The organism is Microcoleus sp. B13-B6, assembly GCF_036705405.1.
In the GTDB taxonomy this organism is placed as follows: Bacteria; Cyanobacteriota; Cyanobacteriia; order Cyanobacteriales; family Microcoleaceae; genus Microcoleus.
Genome location: NZ_JAUBUJ010000085.1, coordinates 21,783 through 39,070 on the forward strand (window position 1 = coordinate 21,783; position 17,288 = coordinate 39,070).

The window sequence follows — 17,288 nt, forward strand, 5'->3', positions numbered from 1 at the left end:
CTTGTTATAATATATCATCCGGGGATGAGTACACCCGACACCTACCCACAAACTATGCAACCGATCCAAATTACCACATTCCAAGCTCTGTGGCGCAGCTTGGGTCTGATAATCAAAGCCGCACCAATTGAACTCCGCCATTTAATAATACTCAACATTATCAGCGGTGCTGCCCCATCGGCAGTGCTATTTTTAGATAAATTAATCATTGATGAAGTATCTCGGTTGCTGTCGCAAACCCAAACAGCACAGCCCCTTGCTTTGATGCTTTCCCGGCCAATATTGCTGTGGAGTATTGGCGGAGTCTTAAGTCTCAAGTTAGTCGGTGATGCCCTAGACACAATGAACTCTTTTGTCGCGACATCTCTGCGCGATCGCGTTCAAGGCTTTGTCGAAGGAAAAGTCCTCGAAAAAGTGGCCAATTTCGACGATATTGCCCTCTTTGAAAACCCCGAACTATTAAATATTGTAGAACTAGCCAAAACCGGAGTATCCAAAATACAGCAACTAGCCTTTACCATCAGCATGACTATCACGGGAATTTTTATATTTATCCCATCGATAGGCCTTGCTGCTGCAATAGCTTGGTGGGTGCCATTGCTGATGTTAATCTCCTCATTTCCCTCAATTTATACCCAAAGAAAATATAGCAGAATCATCTGGAGAGTTCAAAGAAAGCAAGCTAAAATCAGCCGCGAAATGAACTTATCCGCTAGAGTCTTGACGGGCGAAGAATATGCTAAAGAATTGCGTTTGTTTGGGTTGCAAGAACTTTGGCTACAACGCTGGCAGGGTCAGTTTTTGCAATTTTTTAGCGAGATGCAGCAAATCCGAAAAAAAGGAGCTTTTGTTGTACTTTTCTGGTCGATGTTTAGTAGAATCGGAGTAGCTTTGCCATTTATTTATGTAGTAATGGGAGCTTTGGGTGGCCGCTATACTTTGGGCGATTTAGCACTCTATTCTGGTTTGATTGTCCAAGTAAAGCAAAGTTTGCAGATGCTGATTAGCACTTCTACTAATTTGTACGATATCTCACTCAGCGTTAGTCCGATTTTTCAACTTTTGGAACTCAAGCCAGAATTGCAGTCTCCGCTTGGGGATGTGGCATCTCGCCTGCCTAGTTTACCAAGTCACGGGCAAGATGCCCGTCCCACAACTCCATTACCAAGTCACGGGCAAGATGCCCGTCCCACAAGTCAATTACCAAGTCACGGGCAAGATGCCCGTCCCACAAGTCAATTACCAAGTCACGGGCAAGATGCCCGTCCCACAACTCCATTACCAAGTCACGGGCAAGATGCCCGTCCCACAACTCCATTACCAAGTCACGGGCAAGATGCCCGTCCCACAAAAGATAAAATTGGCATCGAGATTAAGCATCTATCTTTCTGCTATCCCGGTAGCAATAAAAGCACGGTTGAAGATATCAATTTAACGATTAATCCGGGTGAAATGCTAGTGCTTGTTGGTGAAAATGGCGCGGGTAAAACCACTCTTGGCAAACTCCTCGGCCGCCTGTACGACCCGACAAGTGGTACGATCGCCTGGAACGGCAAAGATTTGCGATCGTACTCTCTAGCATACGTGCGATCGCGCATCGCCGTCGTCATGCAAGATTACGCCCGTTTCCCCTCCACAGTTCGCGAAAACGTCGGTTTCGGCGACTTGCTTTCACTGTCAGATGACAGCGCAATTAACGAAGCTATTTCCGAAGCAGGAATTCGCGAAAAAGTCAATAGTCTTTCCGCAGGTTTAGAGACACCGTTGGGGAAACAATTAGAAGACGGCATAGACTTATCGGGGGGACAGTGGCAAAGAATTGCGATCGCCCGCGCCTTAATGCGGCTTTCTACAGCCGAAGTGCTAATTTTTGACGAACCAACCGCCGCCCTAGACCCCAAGACAGAACACGAAATTTACAGCATCTTCCGCCAAATAGCCGCCGGGAAAACAACAATAGTAATCAGTCACAGATTGGGATTAGCAAAAATTGCCGATCGTATCGCCGTGATGGAAAACGGTAAAATAGCAGAAATAGGAACTCACGACGAATTGATCGAATTGGGCGAAATTTACTATTCAATGTTCACCCGTCAAGCTAGCAGCTATATTTAGAGTTAAACCAACAGTCCGCCAGGGGTTAAAACCCCTGTCTCATAGCGAAAGTCGGTTTCAACTCACATCTTGCACCATTCTCAAGAACAGGCAAGATGCCCGTTCCACAAAGAGTGAATTTTGTTGTGGAACAGGCCGAAAAGCCTGTTCATAAAAAGCTTATTGAGAATGGTGCAACATCTCAGTTTCAACCGACTGGGGAGATATTGCAATGCTTGTTCAAAAATGTGTCTTTCAGTCCTCTTTGAGAGGACTTTTGCTATGAGACGGGGGTTTTCAACCCCCGGCGGACTTGTGGGTTAGCATGGGGAATTTGGCGCTGGTGATTGCGATCAATTATCGCGGATTTGCGATCTAATTTCTCTCGTTAGGTGGCGATAAACCGAGTTTCTGCGACAATTTTCAGTGGAGTACGATAAATATCGGAAGAAACCCGGTTCCGGGGATTAGCTGCGTGGCGAGAAACCGGGTTTCTGCCACAATTTTCCGCCTCGCACGAGAAATATCGGAAGAAACCCGGTTTCTGAGCGTGCGATATTTTTGAGAAAATTGTCAGAAAGTGCGAGTTATAATAAAACCAACCTAGTTGGCGATAATATCAACGATGGAAACTATAACCCTCAACCTACCTGCATCCGTCGCTTTAACCGACGAACAATTTTATCAATTGTCCATCGCTAATGAAGAGTGGCGATTAGAACAAACCCCCGAAGGAGAACTAATTATTATGCCTCCAACAGGCGGCGAAAGCGGCATCAGAAATTCGGATTTGACTACAGACCTAAATTTGTGGAATCGTCAGACTCGATTGGGAAAAGTCTTTGACTCTTCCACTGTCTTTCAATTACCCAACGGTGCGAAGCGTTCCCCTGATGCTGCTTGGGTACTCCTAGAACGTTGGGAAGCATTATCCGCAGAAGATAAGCGCAAATTTCCTCCCCTGTGCCCGGACTTTGTAATAGAATTGCGTTCCCAAACTGATTCCCTAGAAACATTGCGGGCTAAAATGCGGTATTATCGAACTAACGGCTGTCGCTTAGGTTGGCTAATTGACCCGCAAACGCCTTTAGTAGAAATCTATCGGTTGTCTGAAGAGGTAGCAGAAGTGATTAATTTCTCTTTTGACCAACCGCCTACACTTTCGGGTGAAGATGTACTTCCCGGATTTCTTCTAGATATTACACCTATTCTCAATCCTTGAATCTCGCTCCATTTTCTTTAGTTGGTTGGCAAGAAACCGGGTTTCTGCGACAATTTTTGGTTGAGTACGAGAGATATAGGAAGAAACCCGGTTTCTGGGATTCACTGCGTGGCGAGAAACCGGGTTTCTGCGACAATTTTTGGTTGAGTACGAGAGATATAGGAAGAAACCCGGTTTCTGGGATTCACTGCGTGGCGAAAAACCGGATTTCTGCGACAATTTTTGGTTGAGTACGAGAAATAAGGGAAGAAACCCGGTTTCTGAGATGAGCCTCCATCCACAAAAATGATGAGCAATTATCTCCCCGTTAGAGTATCCGCATAAGGATCGGGCAAAGCTTGCTGCACCTCCAAAAGCGGCAAAGGATCTCCAGTCAACGGTTGGCTAATCAAATTTTTTTTTAGCCCATCCCCCCGGCGATCGCGCTCTTGCAGCTTCAGCAATTCCTCTTGATAAACAGCAACAATTCGCCCTAAACTCAGCACCAAATCATCCCAATTATCATCTCCCACCAACTTCTCAGAAATTCCCTCAAATAACTCTCCCGCTTGCCTTTTTTGGACATAAGCTTTCAAAAGCTTTCCCGACTTTTGCAAAACGGCCTGATAAATATCCCCATCAGACCACCACAGCCCCTGTTGACTCAGCAGCCAAGTCAAAATATACTCGCGAGCGTGTTGCTCCTTCACCCAGGCCGCGAGATACTGCAAATCTTCCATAGTTACAACAGTCTCCTAAATTTTCCTCAAAATGTCCGCTTGTTTGTATCTACCGTTACCGCGATCGACATAATACCTGCCTTATCATCACCTGCCCGCGTCATTAATATCCCTTAAATCTTAAAAAAACCCTACTGATTTACCAAACAGCAATTCTGAGAATATAAAAATAAACCTAAACCTCCTAGGTCTATTGTCCAATACTTTTAGTCCACCGGAAAGCGCTACACCCCGCCTCGCTTTCCTCTCTCGCAAATCAATCCTCAAGCGGGAACAACCAGCGGGTTATTAGCATGACAAAGCAAAATTTTGGTTTAATCGGTCTAGCAGTGATGGGCGAGAACCTCGCCCTCAACGTCGAAAGCAGAGGCTTCTCCGTGGCTGTGTACAACCGCACAGCAGCTAAAACCGACGACTTCATGGCCCTACGCGCCCCCGGCAAGAACATTGTAGCCGCCAAGACTCTGACAGAATTCGTCGATGCCCTAGAAACCCCGCGCCGAATCTTAGTCATGGTGCAAGCTGGGAAACCCGTAGATGCCGTCATCGACCAGCTCAAACCCATGCTGTCACCGGGCGACATGATTATTGACGGTGGCAACTCGCTCTACGACGACACCGAACGCCGCACCAAAGATTTAGAATCGATGGGACTGGGATTTGTCGGCATGGGCATCAGCGGCGGCGAAGAAGGCGCGCTGAATGGTGCTAGCTTGATGCCCGGTGGCACGCAAACAGCTTACGGCCTACTAGAGCCAATTCTCACCAAAATTGCTGCTCAAGTAGATGACGGCCCCTGCGTGACTTTCATCGGCCCTGGTGGCGCTGGTCACTACGTGAAGATGGTTCACAACGGCATTGAGTACGGGGATATGCAGCTCATTGCTGAAGCCTACGATTTGCTCAAAAACGTTGGTGGATTGGACGGCAAGCAGTTGCAGGAAGTTTTTGCCGAATGGAATACCACAGACGAACTCAACTCGTTTTTGATTGAAATTACGGCTAACATTTTCAAGTACAACGACCCGGAAACTAAGCAACCCTTAGTTGAGGTAATTATGGACGCAGCCGGTCAAAAAGGTACCGGCCGCTGGACGGTAATGAGTGCTTTGGAATTGGGCGTGAGCATTCCCACAATTATTGCTGCTGTGAATGCCAGAATCATGTCTTCTTACAAAGACGAGCGCATCAAAGCTTCCCAAGAACTAACCGGGCCTAGCGGCAAGTACGAAGGCGATACTAAAGAGTTTGTGAACAAAGTCCGGGATGCGCTTTACTGCTCGAAGATTTGCTCCTACGCGCAAGGCATGGCGCTGTTGAGCGCGGCATCGAAGTCGTACAACTATGACTTGAGTTTGAGCGAAATTTCCCGAATTTGGAAGGGTGGTTGTATTATTCGGGCTGGATTTTTGGACAAGATTAAAACAGCTTTCAAGGACGATCCCACGTTGCCGAATTTGCTGTTAGCGCCGGAGTTCAAACAGAGCATTCTCGATCGCCAATCGGCTTGGCGAGACGTGTTAGCTACTGCTTGCCAACTGGGGATTGCAGTGCCAGCATTTAGCGCCTCGCTGGACTATTTTGATAGCTACCGACGCGAAAGATTGCCACAAAACCTCACGCAAGCTCAGCGTGATTATTTTGGGGCTCACACCTACGAACGCACCGACAAACCGCGCGGTGAATTCTTCCACTCTGAGTGGACGCAGACTGCTAAAGAGTCGCTGCAAACTGGTACTACCGACTAATTAATTTTTGTAGGGTGCGTTTCGGCGCACCTTACTAATTATTCTGGGGTTGCAAATTGTTTTGACGTTTGTTTTGGAGATAGGTTTTAATATATTCGTCGTTAAAGAGCGATCGGGCGATCGTCAGTGCTTCTTGTCTTTCTGCGTCTGTCATGTAATCATCGCCTTTTATACCTGATGGCGGGTGTCGAGGATCGCCGCCTGCATCGAGGAATCGCTGACGTGCGATCGCCATTAATTCTCCTAATCTGCGGTCTTGCTCTCTTCTAATATCATGCGGTTTCGTCATAGTCTTCAAGCTCGTCTATACGAACAATCTCGCCACTTTGTAGTATAGCAGCCCTTGGTAACGCTCGACTAGGGGTTTCGATGTACCAAAAGCCTTTTTCTTCATCATATATTCTCCAGATCAGCAAGTCGAGAGTTTCCAGGGCATTGATAATTAAGTATTGGACTCCTGATGATGGCATAGGTCGATGTGTAGTTGAGCCAATTGGCTATTGTATCACCCATTGATGACAAAAATTTCAGTTATCATTGATTGTATCCCTGCACCTATTATCAATTCTCATAAATTCAGAGTTTCCCTAGATAATCAGTAATTAAGATCACAATGTGCTTGTGATATGGGTAGATAACTATACTGAGTAAATCGGGTACGCTCGTAAATACTTCTTTAAACTAAATATAATCTTATGTTAGATTTTATATTAGTAGCCGCTATCGTTTTCGCTGCGGTAAATATGATTTGGGAATGGGTAGATACCTGGAAAGAAGAAGAGCCAAGAAAATGTTTATCAGACAGTGGTATTCTGGAAGTAGATGAAATGACTGGCAAAGAGTTTGAAAAATTTCTAGCTTTCCATTTTATTAACTGTGGTTATATTGTTAATTTAACTAAACATAGTCAAGATTATGGAGCCGATCTAATTTTGTACAAAGATGGCTCAAGAACGGTGGTTCAAGCAAAAAGAACCAAAAGACCAGTTGGTATTAAAGCAGTTCAAGAAGTAGCAGGAGCGGTTAGATATTACAAAGGAAATAAAGCCATAGTAATCACCAACAACAGATTTACAAAAAATGCTTACAACCTTGCTGAATCTAACGACATAGAATTATGGGATAGAAAAAGACTCATGGAATTCATCCTGATAGCTAAGAATTGTAGTAAATAACTTATCTACCAAAGTAAGTTATATATAAAAGATGCACTGCTTTCCCGGTATATTTAATCTCACTGCTCAATCATGCTACAAATTTCTAATACAGTGTTCATAGACGATCGCGAAATCGAGATTAGTGCGATTCGCTCTCAAGGCGCGGGGGGGCAAAATGTCAATAAGGTCGCGAGTGCGATTCACTTGCGCTTTGATATCCCAGCTTCCTCATTGCCCGATCGCTACAAGGAGCGTTTGTTGCAAATCAACGACCAGCGCATCACCTCCGAAGGTGTGATTTTGACACTCCTCGACTATCAGGTACGAGGATTCTTTCTTCGCAGGGATTCCGACGAATTTACTTGCAAGAAAGCATCTTGACCGTATGCCCTACGGCTGCAAGTCCTCGAATAAGAACTACTTGTGCGGCTGCAACATCTCGGTCTGTTGTATAGCCACAATTGGAACATGAATGAATACGCTCTGACAGTTCTTTCTTGCCTGTCTCCAAACCACAACTAGGACAAATTTGGCTGGTTTTACGAGCATCTACCTTTTGAAAATACACACCGTATTTAAAACAGGTTTGCTCTAAAATCGCAAAAAACTGTCCCCAGCTTGCATCCAAGCAATGTTTTCCTAGCATAGCTTTAGACAAACCAACCAGGTTCAAGTCCTCGACAAAAACCATCCCCACGTCTTTGCAGAGTTGGTGAGACAATTTCCAGTGCCAATCTTTTCTACAGTTAGCGACGTACTCATGCAATTTGGCAACTTTCTTCTGGGCTTTTTTCCAATTATTTGAGCCTAACTTTTTCCTACTGACACGTTTTTGCAGCAATTTAAGCTTGCACTCTGCATCAGCAAAAAACTTTTGGCGTTTAACTAAAAGACCATTGGAAGTTGCTATGAAGTTAGTTAATCCAACATCAACGCCTAACGCTTCACCGTGTGGCATAACTGACGGTACGGAAACATCCCATTGCAGGGTTAGCATCACGTACCAACCACTTGCCTTGCGAACTATTCTCGCTTGCTTAATATTTGCGCCATCAGGGATAGGACGCGATTGATGAAATTTAACGAACCCAATCTTAGGGAGTTTTAGTACCCCGTTGTTGACAGGATTGACACCCAGTTGCGGAAAAACAAAAGATCGCATTGCTCCCGCTTTTTTGAAACGAGGGAAACCGTGCTTTTGCTCCCACATACTCACGAACGCTTTTTCAAGCCTTCTCAAGGTTTGCTGTAGAACGTGTACGGCGACGGCACACAAAGCAGGTATGTTTGCCCTAGCTGCGGTTAAGCTTTTGCACTGACTGGCATAAGTTGGGCGCTTTGTTTCGGCCCGAATGATGAACTCAGAACGGATAGAACAAGCGTTAACTTGGCAACTGCGAGACTGAAACCAATGCTTGCGCTCTGCTAGCGCGTAGTTATAGACGCAGCGACACTGTTCCAGCCAATCTTCAAAGAAGGCTACTTGTGCTGCGGTTGGTTTCAATTTGAACTCGTAAGTTAAGTTAAACATTTTTTCTATCCTCCTGCCCTAATGATAGTGTCGTGACTAAGGGCTAACTCGATTATTCACAAGTCTTAATTAAAGTCGCCCTATAAGGGCGAGGCTTGCACCCAGATCCTTGGTCATCAAGGCTCAGGAACACCGCAGCCAGGAACAAAACCGGGAGGAGGCTTTGAGACGGCTGCAAGAACTCATTAAAAGTGCGATCGTCATACCGAAACCGCGCAAACCCAGCAAAGCAACTCGTAGTTCCCAGCGCAAGCGTCTCGACAGCAAAACCAAGCGAGGGCAGATTAAAGCTATGAGAGCGAAAATTACGGATTGATCGATGAAAGGTCGATCGGGCTTTTTGACTTTTTAGTTGTCAGTCGGGATTTGGTGGGCCTAAGTCGTTCGGTAAATCGTTAAGCGTTTTTCCCAAAGCTTTGCAAAGAGCTTTCATTTGAGCAATGGTGAGTTCTGGTTGGTCTAGTCCTCGCTCCCAGTTACTGATTGCTTGTTGGCTTAGGGTTTTTGCGCCCGTTTTGTCGGGAATTTGCTTTGCTAAAGCTGCTTGCGATAAACCCACAGCCTCCCGCAAGATTTGCAGTGCTGGTATATCTTTGGACTCTTGAGTTTGTTTCTTTCGGGGCATATCATAGGAAACTTACAAGCAGACTTGTTGACAACCGAGTTGTTTACAAGTATCCTTGTTAAAGATAGAGACAACACAAAGGCGGCTCCTTTAGCCGGACGGTGGAAACGCTTTGGTTTAGCGAGCTGCCTTATTTGTAGTTTCTACCCATTATGCCTGCATACCCTTAGTATTTTCCGGGCTTGGGTGCATGACTCAAGCCCCTTTCCCTAGACTTTTCCGAACCCCTGCGGGTTAGTTATCGTTCGGCGAGTGCGATCTTATCAAAGGGATATCGTCAGGGATGTTGGAGATATCGATGCGTAGCAATCTAGCCACGGTTTTGGGCGAAAGCTTTAACTCCCGGCATAGGGCGAAGAAATTATCCGCCCGTGGCATTTTCCGACAATTAACCCAGGAGTTCACTGTATTTAGAGAAACTCCTAGGTTTCGGGCTAGTTGTTCCTGAGTAGCTTCAGCCAATTGGATAGCTTCTTGAATAGTTTCTGGCTTGAGATAGTCTATATCTTGATTCATTCAACTAAAGTTATACAACTTTAGTTGACAAAGAGGAGCTTTCCAACTAAAGTTGTAAGTGACGGACATGACAGAAGACGGTCGGGCGAGCCTACTTTCGTCAAAATGCAGGTTGGAAGAACCGCCGGATTTTTCGTGTCTATCAATTGTGCTTGCATACCCAAGCGTATTTTCGGGGGTTGGGCGCATACCTCAAGCCCCTTTTTTCTCAACGCCGAGGAGGTGGTGCCATGTAAAAGGTCGATCGACCTCACAAGAGTGCCCAACTCAAAATTGTATCAAAGATCCAGACCAAAACTTCAACTTTGCGATCGCACAACTTCCGTGCTATCGTGCCATTTCTCGAACCATTCCCGATCATGCCCACATCCATTGACAACTTCTACCTAGGCGATGTCGCCTCCAACTTTCACTTTGCAGGCCCGCTGCTAGACTTTGAAGAAGAAATCCAGAATCAATCTCCCTTTCACGATTTAGACTACCTGACAGGCGAAATTAAAAGGGGATTCCTAGACTACGTGCGTCAAGGAATCATGCTGGACGCCATCCGAAAGCTGCGATTGTACAAAGACAAGTTCAAAACTTTTAAAAGTTACTGCGAACAAGCATTAGGTAGGCAGTATTTTTACTGCACACAAATTATCAAAGCTGCGAGCATTTGCCTGCGCTTAATTAAAGCAGGATTTGAGATTTTGCCTAGCTGCGTTGCTCAAGTTGTGCCTTTGTTCAAACACGCAATTACCGACCAATACGGCGACTGTCGTTTACAGGAAAAGTGGCAAGAAGTTGTCGATGTCATACCCAAAGAAAGGATTACCGCAGTAACTATTGCCGAAACCGTTGACAACAATCCCAACCTCCGGCTCAAACAAATTCGCATTAAAACCGACACCTACGCCCTTTTAACGAAAAAAGCAGCCGCAGCCGGACTGTCAATTTCGGAATTTTTGGCAAGGTTGGTTGGCGAATACAATCCCAGAAATTCAGACCAGCCAGCGGAACATACTCCCGAACAAGAGGAGATTTTAGACCAATTAGACGCGGAGTTTAAGAAGCCTGCCACGGAACAGACTGCAACTTCTGCCCCAGGAAAAGTTAAGTCTAAAGGTTTTGGAGTGAAAGTTGAGCCTAAAGGTGGTAAAACGGAAGTGAAGGCGAAAACTTCGGAAAGGGAAGTTAAGGCAAAAACTTCGGAAGGTGAAGTTAAGTTCAAAAATCGGCAAACTGAAATCCAAGCCGAGAAACAGTCGAATTCATTTAATGAGAAAAATCATGAAGTCATCTGCCCAAAATCCTATCATGCGTCAACTGAAATTAATGGAGGCTCAACTGAACGAAATTCAGTGCCACCTTATTAAAGCCAGTGTGTTGAATTGGTGGCAAATAGTTTTGCCTGACGGTCAGAAAATTGCGATCGAGCACGCGGGCGGCGGACACTGGATTTTTCGGGCTAACGGGCTTGAGAAATTTCATCCAGAAGTGCGGCTAGCGGTGTTAAGGGCGATCGCCGAAGGCTGTCGCCGATAAGTTACGGGTAAGGACACGGCATCACAGCCGTGTCCCGGAAGGGGCTGGTAGGCGATCGATCTGATTTCATATCATTTGGGGATGCAGGGGGGCGATCGACATTAGTTGCGATTGCGATCGGAAATACAAATCGAATCAAAGTCTCCGTTATATGAGAAATCTCAGCAGTGTACTCCTGAACTCGCACAATCTTCCACCCCCTGTCTGTCCAAGGACAAGTATAAAATTTTTATCCATTAACATTCTTACTAGCAAATTTTTGAAGAATCCTCTGGCTAGGATGAGCGGACAAGCTAACTAACTTATTAACAAGTGCCACTGGGAAAAGAGCAGAATCATACATATCACAGCGTAAACCTTCTACGTTGTCTAGTATTACCTGTAAGTTAGGCAAATCAGTAGAGTTTGGAGTTTTCTTAAGTTTACGAACAGGCATGGAAACAACGTGCATCTGCCCTCCTCTAGCCTTAAAAATAACCTTGTGTCCATAGTTGCTCGTATAAGCATAGGGATTGTTAGGATCTCCTGTACCTGGTAAGATGTAGCGGTAAATGTAATCATCATTAAGAATGACTGCCTGGCCCGGCTTTAGCTTCTCTTGGATTTCATGGGCATGATCCACAAAAGCACCACTTTTCTCTAAACCAGCTAATAGAATATTATGCTTATCTAGAAGCCAATTAACCAAATCATTCATTGGGTCATGTAGTAAAGCTGTTTGCCCAAAAAATCCAGTTGATCCATCTTTGATAAAAAGAACTTTTTTGAGAATTTCTGGTTGACTACGTAGCAACTGACGGATTAGATGAATGATAATTATATGTTCGATAACATTCAGTAAATAACCCAAAATTCCCGCCGCTCCGGTTTCCTCGTCAATAACTTCATGGAGCCTAAAAATATCAGTTAAATGAATTTTTCCTCCGGTTTCTGGACATTTAAACATATAATTTGCCATATCTCTCTCTGACAAAACAACTTGATTCCCGACTGGACTTAAGGGGTTAGTTGCTAAATTCCAGCGTTTATCCTTTTCGGTTTTATTTCCTTGTTTATAGCGACGGAATATAAACCACGCCAGAGTATCTACTAAGCTATGTTTTTCGCTTAAATTATTATTACTGAAAAACTCGAATATCGCCGTAAGAACAGTGGCTTTGAGAGTATTTTTATCCTTAAAGCAAAGATTCTTGGTTGGCAGAGCTAGTTTTAATCGTTCAATATTTCTAAGCTTTGCCATATCTTCTGGAGCAATAAAAGCAGCAGCATCAATTTTGGCAAGATCCTCCATCTCAAAATAGAGTGCGCCAAACTGTAGAAAGTGCATTGTTTGTGAAGGAAATCCCTTATCCAGAATAACCTCCGTATAACCGCCATCCACAGCAATAACCGCCTCTACAGGGTTATTTTGAGGAGGAGCAAAATCTACAGTCATATCTATTAATGAAATACCAGCATCTTTTGGAGGCTTATAAATACGCTCCATTGTGCTTTGAACTTCAGGGTCGTTAATGATGTGATGATGCGAAGCCTTACTCGCACCCTCAAAAGGTCGCCGATTGTTTTTACTGGTATATCCCATATTTTTCAAAAAGTCTCGTAAAGTAAGCTAATTTTCAGGGGGAAAGCGATCTATCTGGACTGGAATAACAAAGGGGTTGCTGTAGGTTTTCATCCGCACAAAACCTTTGTCGGTGTCTTGGCTGAAGCGAATTAGGCTTTCAGTGAAGTCACTGAAGTCATAATACTTTCTTAGCTCTTTAATCTCATCCTCGTTGTTCAAATGAGAAATAAACCAGTTTTGAGTCGCTTTAAGGATGTTACTACTAATCGAGCTAACTTCTTGAGTAGCATAAACTAAACCGAGGTTCAGTTTTGCTCCTTCTTTTGCCAGCCTGTTATAGATTTGCGATAAATCTTTATCATCTTTCTTAGGGAATAGATTGTGAGCCTCTTCAAAGTAAAACTGGATGAAATTATTTGGATGAGTGCTGGTAAAACGATTAATCGCATCAGCAAAAATACATTGACAAATTTTTTCGCTAAACATTACTTGTATCTCAGGATTGCCGAGGGAAAGGTCAACAATGACTATCTTTCCTTGTCGTAGATTACTTAAAATATCCTGGTCAAACGGTTTTTGAACGGTACTGGTATGTTGCTCGCGAATCGGATTAAGAATACGAAACCCAGAAACGTTAGCATTTCCACCCGATCTACTTTTACGAGTGAGCATCACTAGCAAAGCTTTTAAATCCTCGTCGGCCCATTCGTACCCTTTTTGTCGTCTATAATTAGAGAAAACTTGATCAGGATCTTCGTCATAAACATCCCAAAACATTTCCCACCAGTTTGCAGCTTGATCCAAATTCAACCCTGAATTGGGATCAACATTTTCTTGTACAATATTACGAACATCCTGATTGGCCGTAAAACAGACTGGAGGGAAATTAGATGGAGCTTTAAAATTGGCTCGATATAGGCAACACAGATAAACTGCGACTCGGCGATCGTACCGTGCTTTAGCAGATCTATTAGTAGCATAATCTTCTGGTCGAGTAAAATCTATGGATGTAAAACTTCTTATATAGTTGCTGCTATTATTTGCAACACTAGGATAGCTTCTAATTAGTCCAAAACCATTTTCAATTTCCCGATAAAAATTTACTTTCATTTCCAAAAAGTCTGGTTTTGGTACAGTCGAGTATCGAACTGTCTGGTTTTGATATAAATCAAAAATTGCAGTTCCCTGATCCTGTAAGTTTGGGTTGGCATATTCACCGTTAATGTCAAATATAATCTGCCCAATGGGATACTTAGGATTATTATCCTCTGTAAGATTATTAAGGACTTCCTCTGGAGTTTCTTTTCTTTCGTCTAGCTTCAGTGGTGCGTTGTTGCTCATGTCAACACAAGCCTGAATAATCTTCTTAACCGTGTTGGATTTACCTGTTCGAGTCATACCAAAAAGAGCTGTCCGTTTTCCGGCAAAATCTGGCGCTTGGACATACACAGGAACTTCCTGTTCAGTTTGCTGAAAGCGACGGCTGGAACTGTAGCGAACTTTTCCAATTTTGATATCTCCAGATCCTCCAGGAGAGCCGTTTTCTCTATAGTTAACAATCGCCTTTAAGATATCAGATGATGGTTTAATTACTGAGTAATTATGGGCGCTATAGAAGTTTTCTAAGTCAGCACCGAAGCGAGTTATTCCATCTATATCAACGTAGAAAGATCCTAGAACCGAACACTCTAGCCCACTGAAAGAAAATTCGTAACGAGTAAAAGTATCTAGCTGGGAGTGTTTATTCTCTCCTGTTTTAATATCATCCTTGTAATATTCCACCATACTACTAATAACGTTTTGGTCAGTTGGTAGCTTACTTGGTTGAATAACACGAAGAAGAATTGCTTCGCCATTATTTTTGTTGTCAAGTTCGTTGTCATAGTAAGCCAGAAGGAAGCAACCTTGAGGAATGCCTTTAGCTCTCTGCTTCCAAGCATCGGCTACTAAAATTTCTGCTTTATTATAGCTAAGTCGGAAGGGACGACCAACAAAAAATCCCGTATCCCAATCTCCATTTGACTTGCGCTTAAAAACTTTAGTCTGTGTGAGTTGTTGGCTAATGCTCATGATGTTATTACTGATGTTGGTTGGTAAGGGCAGGATCTTGAAAGCGAATTCTAGACTGTTCTACATATTTTTCCTCAGCATCTATGGCTATCCATTTACGATCTAGTCGAGCTGCGGCATATCCAGTAGTATTACTTCCCGCAAAAGGGTCTAGGACTAAATCTCCCGAGTCTGTTAGAAATTCAATAAAAAAAGCCGCTAGACCCATTGGCATCCTAGCAGGATGAGGAGTAATTCCTTTTTTTTTACAAGTTTGTGAAAAGAAATCATTAGAGTTACTATTGGAAAAAGAAAAACCATTTGGTAAGTGAGGTAAGCGAACTTGTCTGTTATCGTCCATATTTTCTAGTTCAAATAAGTTATGAGCAATAGAGCCTCCGCAGTCTCTTAGAAAACTTGTTTCACCAATTTTATGTTGAGAAGGTCTTTTACCTGAATTATAGCGTCCTGTGGAAAGGAGATATTTCATACGTTCACTATAAGGACGCAAAACTTTAGAGTTGTTTGCTTTTGGGAAATCACTTTTAGCAATCCACCAAAGGCGAGTATAACTATCTACAGTTCTAATTCGCTTAACTGTAACCCAGTGAGCTGGGGAGGGAAGCCTGGATGGATTATAGCAGACGAACTCTTGTATTAAACGAAGTTGACATTCGGGATGAGAAACAAAATTCAATAGAGATTTTAAAGGTAGTAAAGATTGAACAGGACGGCCTGGTTCCCAACTGTTACCAAGTTCAATAACAATAGAGCCATCGTCTGTCAGCATTTCAGCAAAGATTGGTGCTAACTCAGTAAACCACTTAAGATATTCATCTCCTAACATATTGCCATAGCTTTTTTTACTATTAAGAGGAAAAGGTGGAGATGTCATAATTAGATTGACTTGACCGTTTAGCTCTTGACAAGAGGGAGTCTTAAGTATGTGTTCACTTTTGCCAACGTAATAGCGACCAGAGTTAGTTTCTTGAGCTGGGGACACCAAATTATTTCCTTACTTGTGTTACTGAGTGTATCGAAAGGATCTTCAGGGTTTACAACGTCTTCTGTATGAAATTTATTTTACAGAAGCGGGCCATAAAACATTTATTTAATTATAAAGCGTTATCAGTGACAAATAATTTGTCAGTGTACAGTTGTAGAAACAAGAAAACCCGCTTGTTGGGCGGGTTTTAGGTATGGACACAACTGGACTCGAACCAGTGACCCCTACGATGTCAACGTAGTGCTCTAACCAACTGAGCTATGCGTCCTCACGAATTCCTAATGTAGCAGAACATTCGATCGCCTGTCAAGCATAAATATGAAATTTTTTAAGCAGGCACTCTTGACATCGCCCCTAATGCCCAATCCCCCGCCAAATTTTCACAGTTCGATCGCCCGCACCGCTAGCCAAACTCCCCCCATCAGCACTAAACGCCACCGACAAAACCTCCCCCCCGTGGCCCGTCAGAATTTCCAGCAAACCCCCCGTACCCGCATCCCACAAATAAATCGTGCCATCCCGACTCCCCGTCGCCAAAACCCGACCATCGGGACTCAACGCCACACACAAAACATCCCCAGAATTGTCCCTCATACTCCGCAGCAGCGTCCCTCGCCCCTGTGCATCCACCCGCCACAGCTTCGCCGTACCATCCCGACTCCCCGTCCCCAAAATCAATCCCTCTCCTACTCCCCCCCTTACCAAGGGGGGGCTGGGGGGGGTCTGACCGGCCAGGGAGTTGGGGGAACTCGCAGCAAAAACGATCGCCCGCACCCAATCCCCGTGCTCCGCCAGAGTACAAATCGATCGACCATTTTGCCAATCCCACAACTGCACAGTCTTGTCCCGACTCCCACTAGCCAAAAACTCCCCGCCAGAACTAAAAGCCACCGCCTCCACCCCGCCAGCGTGACCAGTCAAAGCCGACATCCGCCTTCCCTTATTCAAATTCCACAACTGCACAGTTTTGTCCCGACTGCCGCTAGCCAAAACCTGACCATCCCGACTAAACGCCACAGCAGAAACCCTGTCAGAATGACCAGCCAAAGCGTACCACCACTTACCCTTATTCAAATCCCAAATATGAATCATTTTGTCCCGGCCGCCACTAGCCAAAGTCGCGCCATCAGGACTAAACGCCACACAAGTCACCCAATCAGAATGACCCGTGAGAGTGTACCACCGCCTACCAGTCTCCAACTTCCACATCTCAATCGTCTTGTCCTCACTGCCGCTAGCTAAAGTCGCGCCATCAGGACTGAAAGCTACCGACGTAACAGCATTAGAATGCCCTACCAGAGTATGAACACACCTCCAAGTAGGCGCGCGTGCCGGTACAACCCGCTGCATCGGCGGCACAGGTAAAATGGTGCCTGCAACCGTTGGCGGCACTGCATTCTGCACCACAGGCGTCCTCTGCGGCACGGAAATTTTAGGCGCTGGTAGGGGCGGTGCCCCCGTGCCCGCCCCCGTGCCCGTCCCCGTGCCCGCCCCCGTGCCCGTCCCCGTGCCCGCCCCCGTGCCCGCCCC

The 17,288-nt window shown here is 44.7% G+C and carries 19 protein-coding genes, 1 tRNA gene and 1 pseudogene; 9 read left to right on the forward strand and 12 right to left on the reverse strand.

Annotated features, from left to right (window positions below):
• Positions 1-54: 54 nt before the first annotated feature.
• The 3 genes from QUB35_RS28865 (at position 55) to QUB35_RS28875 (ending at position 3,316) form a co-directional block, all read left to right on the forward strand.
• On the forward strand, positions 55-2,115 hold the full coding sequence (locus QUB35_RS28865; protein ID WP_333145074.1) for an ATP-binding cassette domain-containing protein: 2,061 nt from the start codon (positions 55-57) through the stop codon (positions 2,113-2,115).
• Positions 2,116-2,210: 95 nt separating this feature from the next.
• Entirely contained in the window at positions 2,211-2,363 is a 153-nt protein-coding gene (locus tag QUB35_RS28870) for a hypothetical protein (RefSeq protein WP_333145075.1), read from the forward strand.
• A 356-nt stretch (positions 2,364-2,719) separates the two neighbouring features.
• The gene (locus QUB35_RS28875; protein WP_333145076.1) at positions 2,720-3,316 is read left to right on the forward strand and encodes a Uma2 family endonuclease; all 597 of its coding nucleotides are present in this window, start codon (positions 2,720-2,722) and stop codon (positions 3,314-3,316) included.
• Positions 3,317-3,612: 296 nt separating this feature from the next.
• On the opposite strand, the gene QUB35_RS28880 is transcribed toward QUB35_RS28875, so the two are convergent.
• Positions 3,613-4,035 (reverse strand): hypothetical protein, encoded by a 423-nt coding sequence (locus QUB35_RS28880; RefSeq protein ID WP_333145077.1) that lies wholly within the window; start codon positions 4,033-4,035, stop codon positions 3,613-3,615.
• Between the two features lie 293 nt (positions 4,036-4,328).
• Here QUB35_RS28880 and gnd point away from each other — a divergent pair, with 293 nt between their 5' ends.
• Positions 4,329-5,783 carry a decarboxylating NADP(+)-dependent phosphogluconate dehydrogenase gene (gnd, locus tag QUB35_RS28885; protein WP_333145078.1) on the forward strand — a complete coding sequence of 485 codons (1,455 nt, stop codon included), beginning with the start codon at positions 4,329-4,331 and terminating at the stop codon, positions 5,781-5,783.
• Between the two features lie 34 nt (positions 5,784-5,817).
• On the opposite strand, the gene QUB35_RS28890 is transcribed toward gnd, so the two are convergent.
• Together QUB35_RS28890 and QUB35_RS28895 are read right to left on the reverse strand one after the other, a co-directional pair.
• Positions 5,818-6,072 carry a hypothetical protein gene (locus QUB35_RS28890; RefSeq protein WP_333145079.1) on the reverse strand — a complete coding sequence of 85 codons (255 nt, stop codon included), beginning with the start codon at positions 6,070-6,072 and terminating at the stop codon, positions 5,818-5,820.
• The gene (locus QUB35_RS28895; RefSeq protein ID WP_333145080.1) at positions 6,056-6,253 is read right to left on the reverse strand and encodes a hypothetical protein; all 198 of its coding nucleotides are present in this window, start codon (positions 6,251-6,253) and stop codon (positions 6,056-6,058) included. The genes QUB35_RS28890 and QUB35_RS28895 overlap by 17 nt, the downstream gene beginning before the upstream one ends.
• 225 nt (positions 6,254-6,478) lie before the next feature.
• Here QUB35_RS28895 and QUB35_RS28900 point away from each other — a divergent pair, with 225 nt between their 5' ends.
• Positions 6,479-6,958 carry a restriction endonuclease gene (locus QUB35_RS28900; RefSeq protein ID WP_333145081.1) on the forward strand — a complete coding sequence of 160 codons (480 nt, stop codon included), beginning with the start codon at positions 6,479-6,481 and terminating at the stop codon, positions 6,956-6,958.
• 72 nt (positions 6,959-7,030) lie between these two features.
• Complete coding sequence (gene arfB / locus QUB35_RS28905) at positions 7,031-7,321, forward strand: alternative ribosome rescue aminoacyl-tRNA hydrolase ArfB (protein ID WP_445252054.1); 291 nt, start codon at positions 7,031-7,033, stop codon at positions 7,319-7,321.
• On the opposite strand, the gene QUB35_RS28910 is transcribed toward arfB, so the two are convergent.
• Entirely contained in the window at positions 7,299-8,471 is a 1,173-nt protein-coding gene (locus tag QUB35_RS28910) for an RNA-guided endonuclease InsQ/TnpB family protein (RefSeq protein WP_445252055.1), read from the reverse strand. The genes arfB and QUB35_RS28910 overlap by 23 nt on opposite strands.
• 109 nt (positions 8,472-8,580) lie before the next feature.
• On the opposite strand from QUB35_RS28910, the gene QUB35_RS28915 reads away from it, so the two are divergent.
• Positions 8,581-8,787, forward strand: coding sequence for a peptide chain release factor-like protein (locus QUB35_RS28915; RefSeq protein WP_333145082.1), 207 nt, complete (start codon positions 8,581-8,583; stop codon positions 8,785-8,787).
• A gap of 39 nt (positions 8,788-8,826) precedes the next feature.
• Here QUB35_RS28915 and QUB35_RS28920 read toward each other — a convergent pair whose 3' ends face one another.
• On the reverse strand, positions 8,827-9,096 hold the full coding sequence (locus tag QUB35_RS28920; protein ID WP_015176288.1) for a helix-turn-helix transcriptional regulator: 270 nt from the start codon (positions 9,094-9,096) through the stop codon (positions 8,827-8,829).
• A gap of 234 nt (positions 9,097-9,330) precedes the next feature.
• On the reverse strand, positions 9,331-9,612 hold the full coding sequence (locus QUB35_RS28925) for a helix-turn-helix transcriptional regulator (RefSeq protein WP_333145084.1): 282 nt from the start codon (positions 9,610-9,612) through the stop codon (positions 9,331-9,333).
• A 359-nt stretch (positions 9,613-9,971) separates the two neighbouring features.
• On the opposite strand from QUB35_RS28925, the gene QUB35_RS28930 reads away from it, so the two are divergent.
• The gene (locus tag QUB35_RS28930) at positions 9,972-10,970 is read left to right on the forward strand and encodes a hypothetical protein (RefSeq protein ID WP_333145085.1); all 999 of its coding nucleotides are present in this window, start codon (positions 9,972-9,974) and stop codon (positions 10,968-10,970) included.
• A gap of 10 nt (positions 10,971-10,980) precedes the next feature.
• Complete coding sequence (locus QUB35_RS28935; protein ID WP_333145087.1) at positions 10,981-11,139, forward strand: hypothetical protein; 159 nt, start codon at positions 10,981-10,983, stop codon at positions 11,137-11,139.
• A 1-nt stretch (position 11,140) separates the two neighbouring features.
• Here QUB35_RS28935 and QUB35_RS28940 read toward each other — a convergent pair whose 3' ends face one another.
• The 6 genes and pseudogenes from QUB35_RS28940 to QUB35_RS28965 all read right to left on the reverse strand — a co-directional run.
• The gene (locus QUB35_RS28940; protein ID WP_333145088.1) at positions 11,141-11,326 is read right to left on the reverse strand and encodes a hypothetical protein; all 186 of its coding nucleotides are present in this window, start codon (positions 11,324-11,326) and stop codon (positions 11,141-11,143) included.
• Positions 11,327-11,368: 42 nt separating this feature from the next.
• A complete protein-coding gene (locus tag QUB35_RS28945; protein ID WP_333145089.1) occupies positions 11,369-12,730 on the reverse strand; it encodes a hypothetical protein in 1,362 nt (453 codons plus the stop codon).
• A gap of 18 nt (positions 12,731-12,748) precedes the next feature.
• The gene (locus QUB35_RS28950; RefSeq protein WP_333145090.1) at positions 12,749-14,773 is read right to left on the reverse strand and encodes a helicase HerA domain-containing protein; all 2,025 of its coding nucleotides are present in this window, start codon (positions 14,771-14,773) and stop codon (positions 12,749-12,751) included.
• A gap of 7 nt (positions 14,774-14,780) precedes the next feature.
• Positions 14,781-15,755 (reverse strand): site-specific DNA-methyltransferase, encoded by a 975-nt coding sequence (locus tag QUB35_RS28955; protein ID WP_333145091.1) that lies wholly within the window; start codon positions 15,753-15,755, stop codon positions 14,781-14,783.
• A gap of 197 nt (positions 15,756-15,952) precedes the next feature.
• Positions 15,953-16,026, reverse strand: a tRNA-Val gene (locus QUB35_RS28960).
• Positions 16,027-16,112: 86 nt separating this feature from the next.
• A pseudogene (locus tag QUB35_RS28965) lies at positions 16,113-17,288 on the reverse strand (WD40 repeat domain-containing protein); the annotation flags it as partial.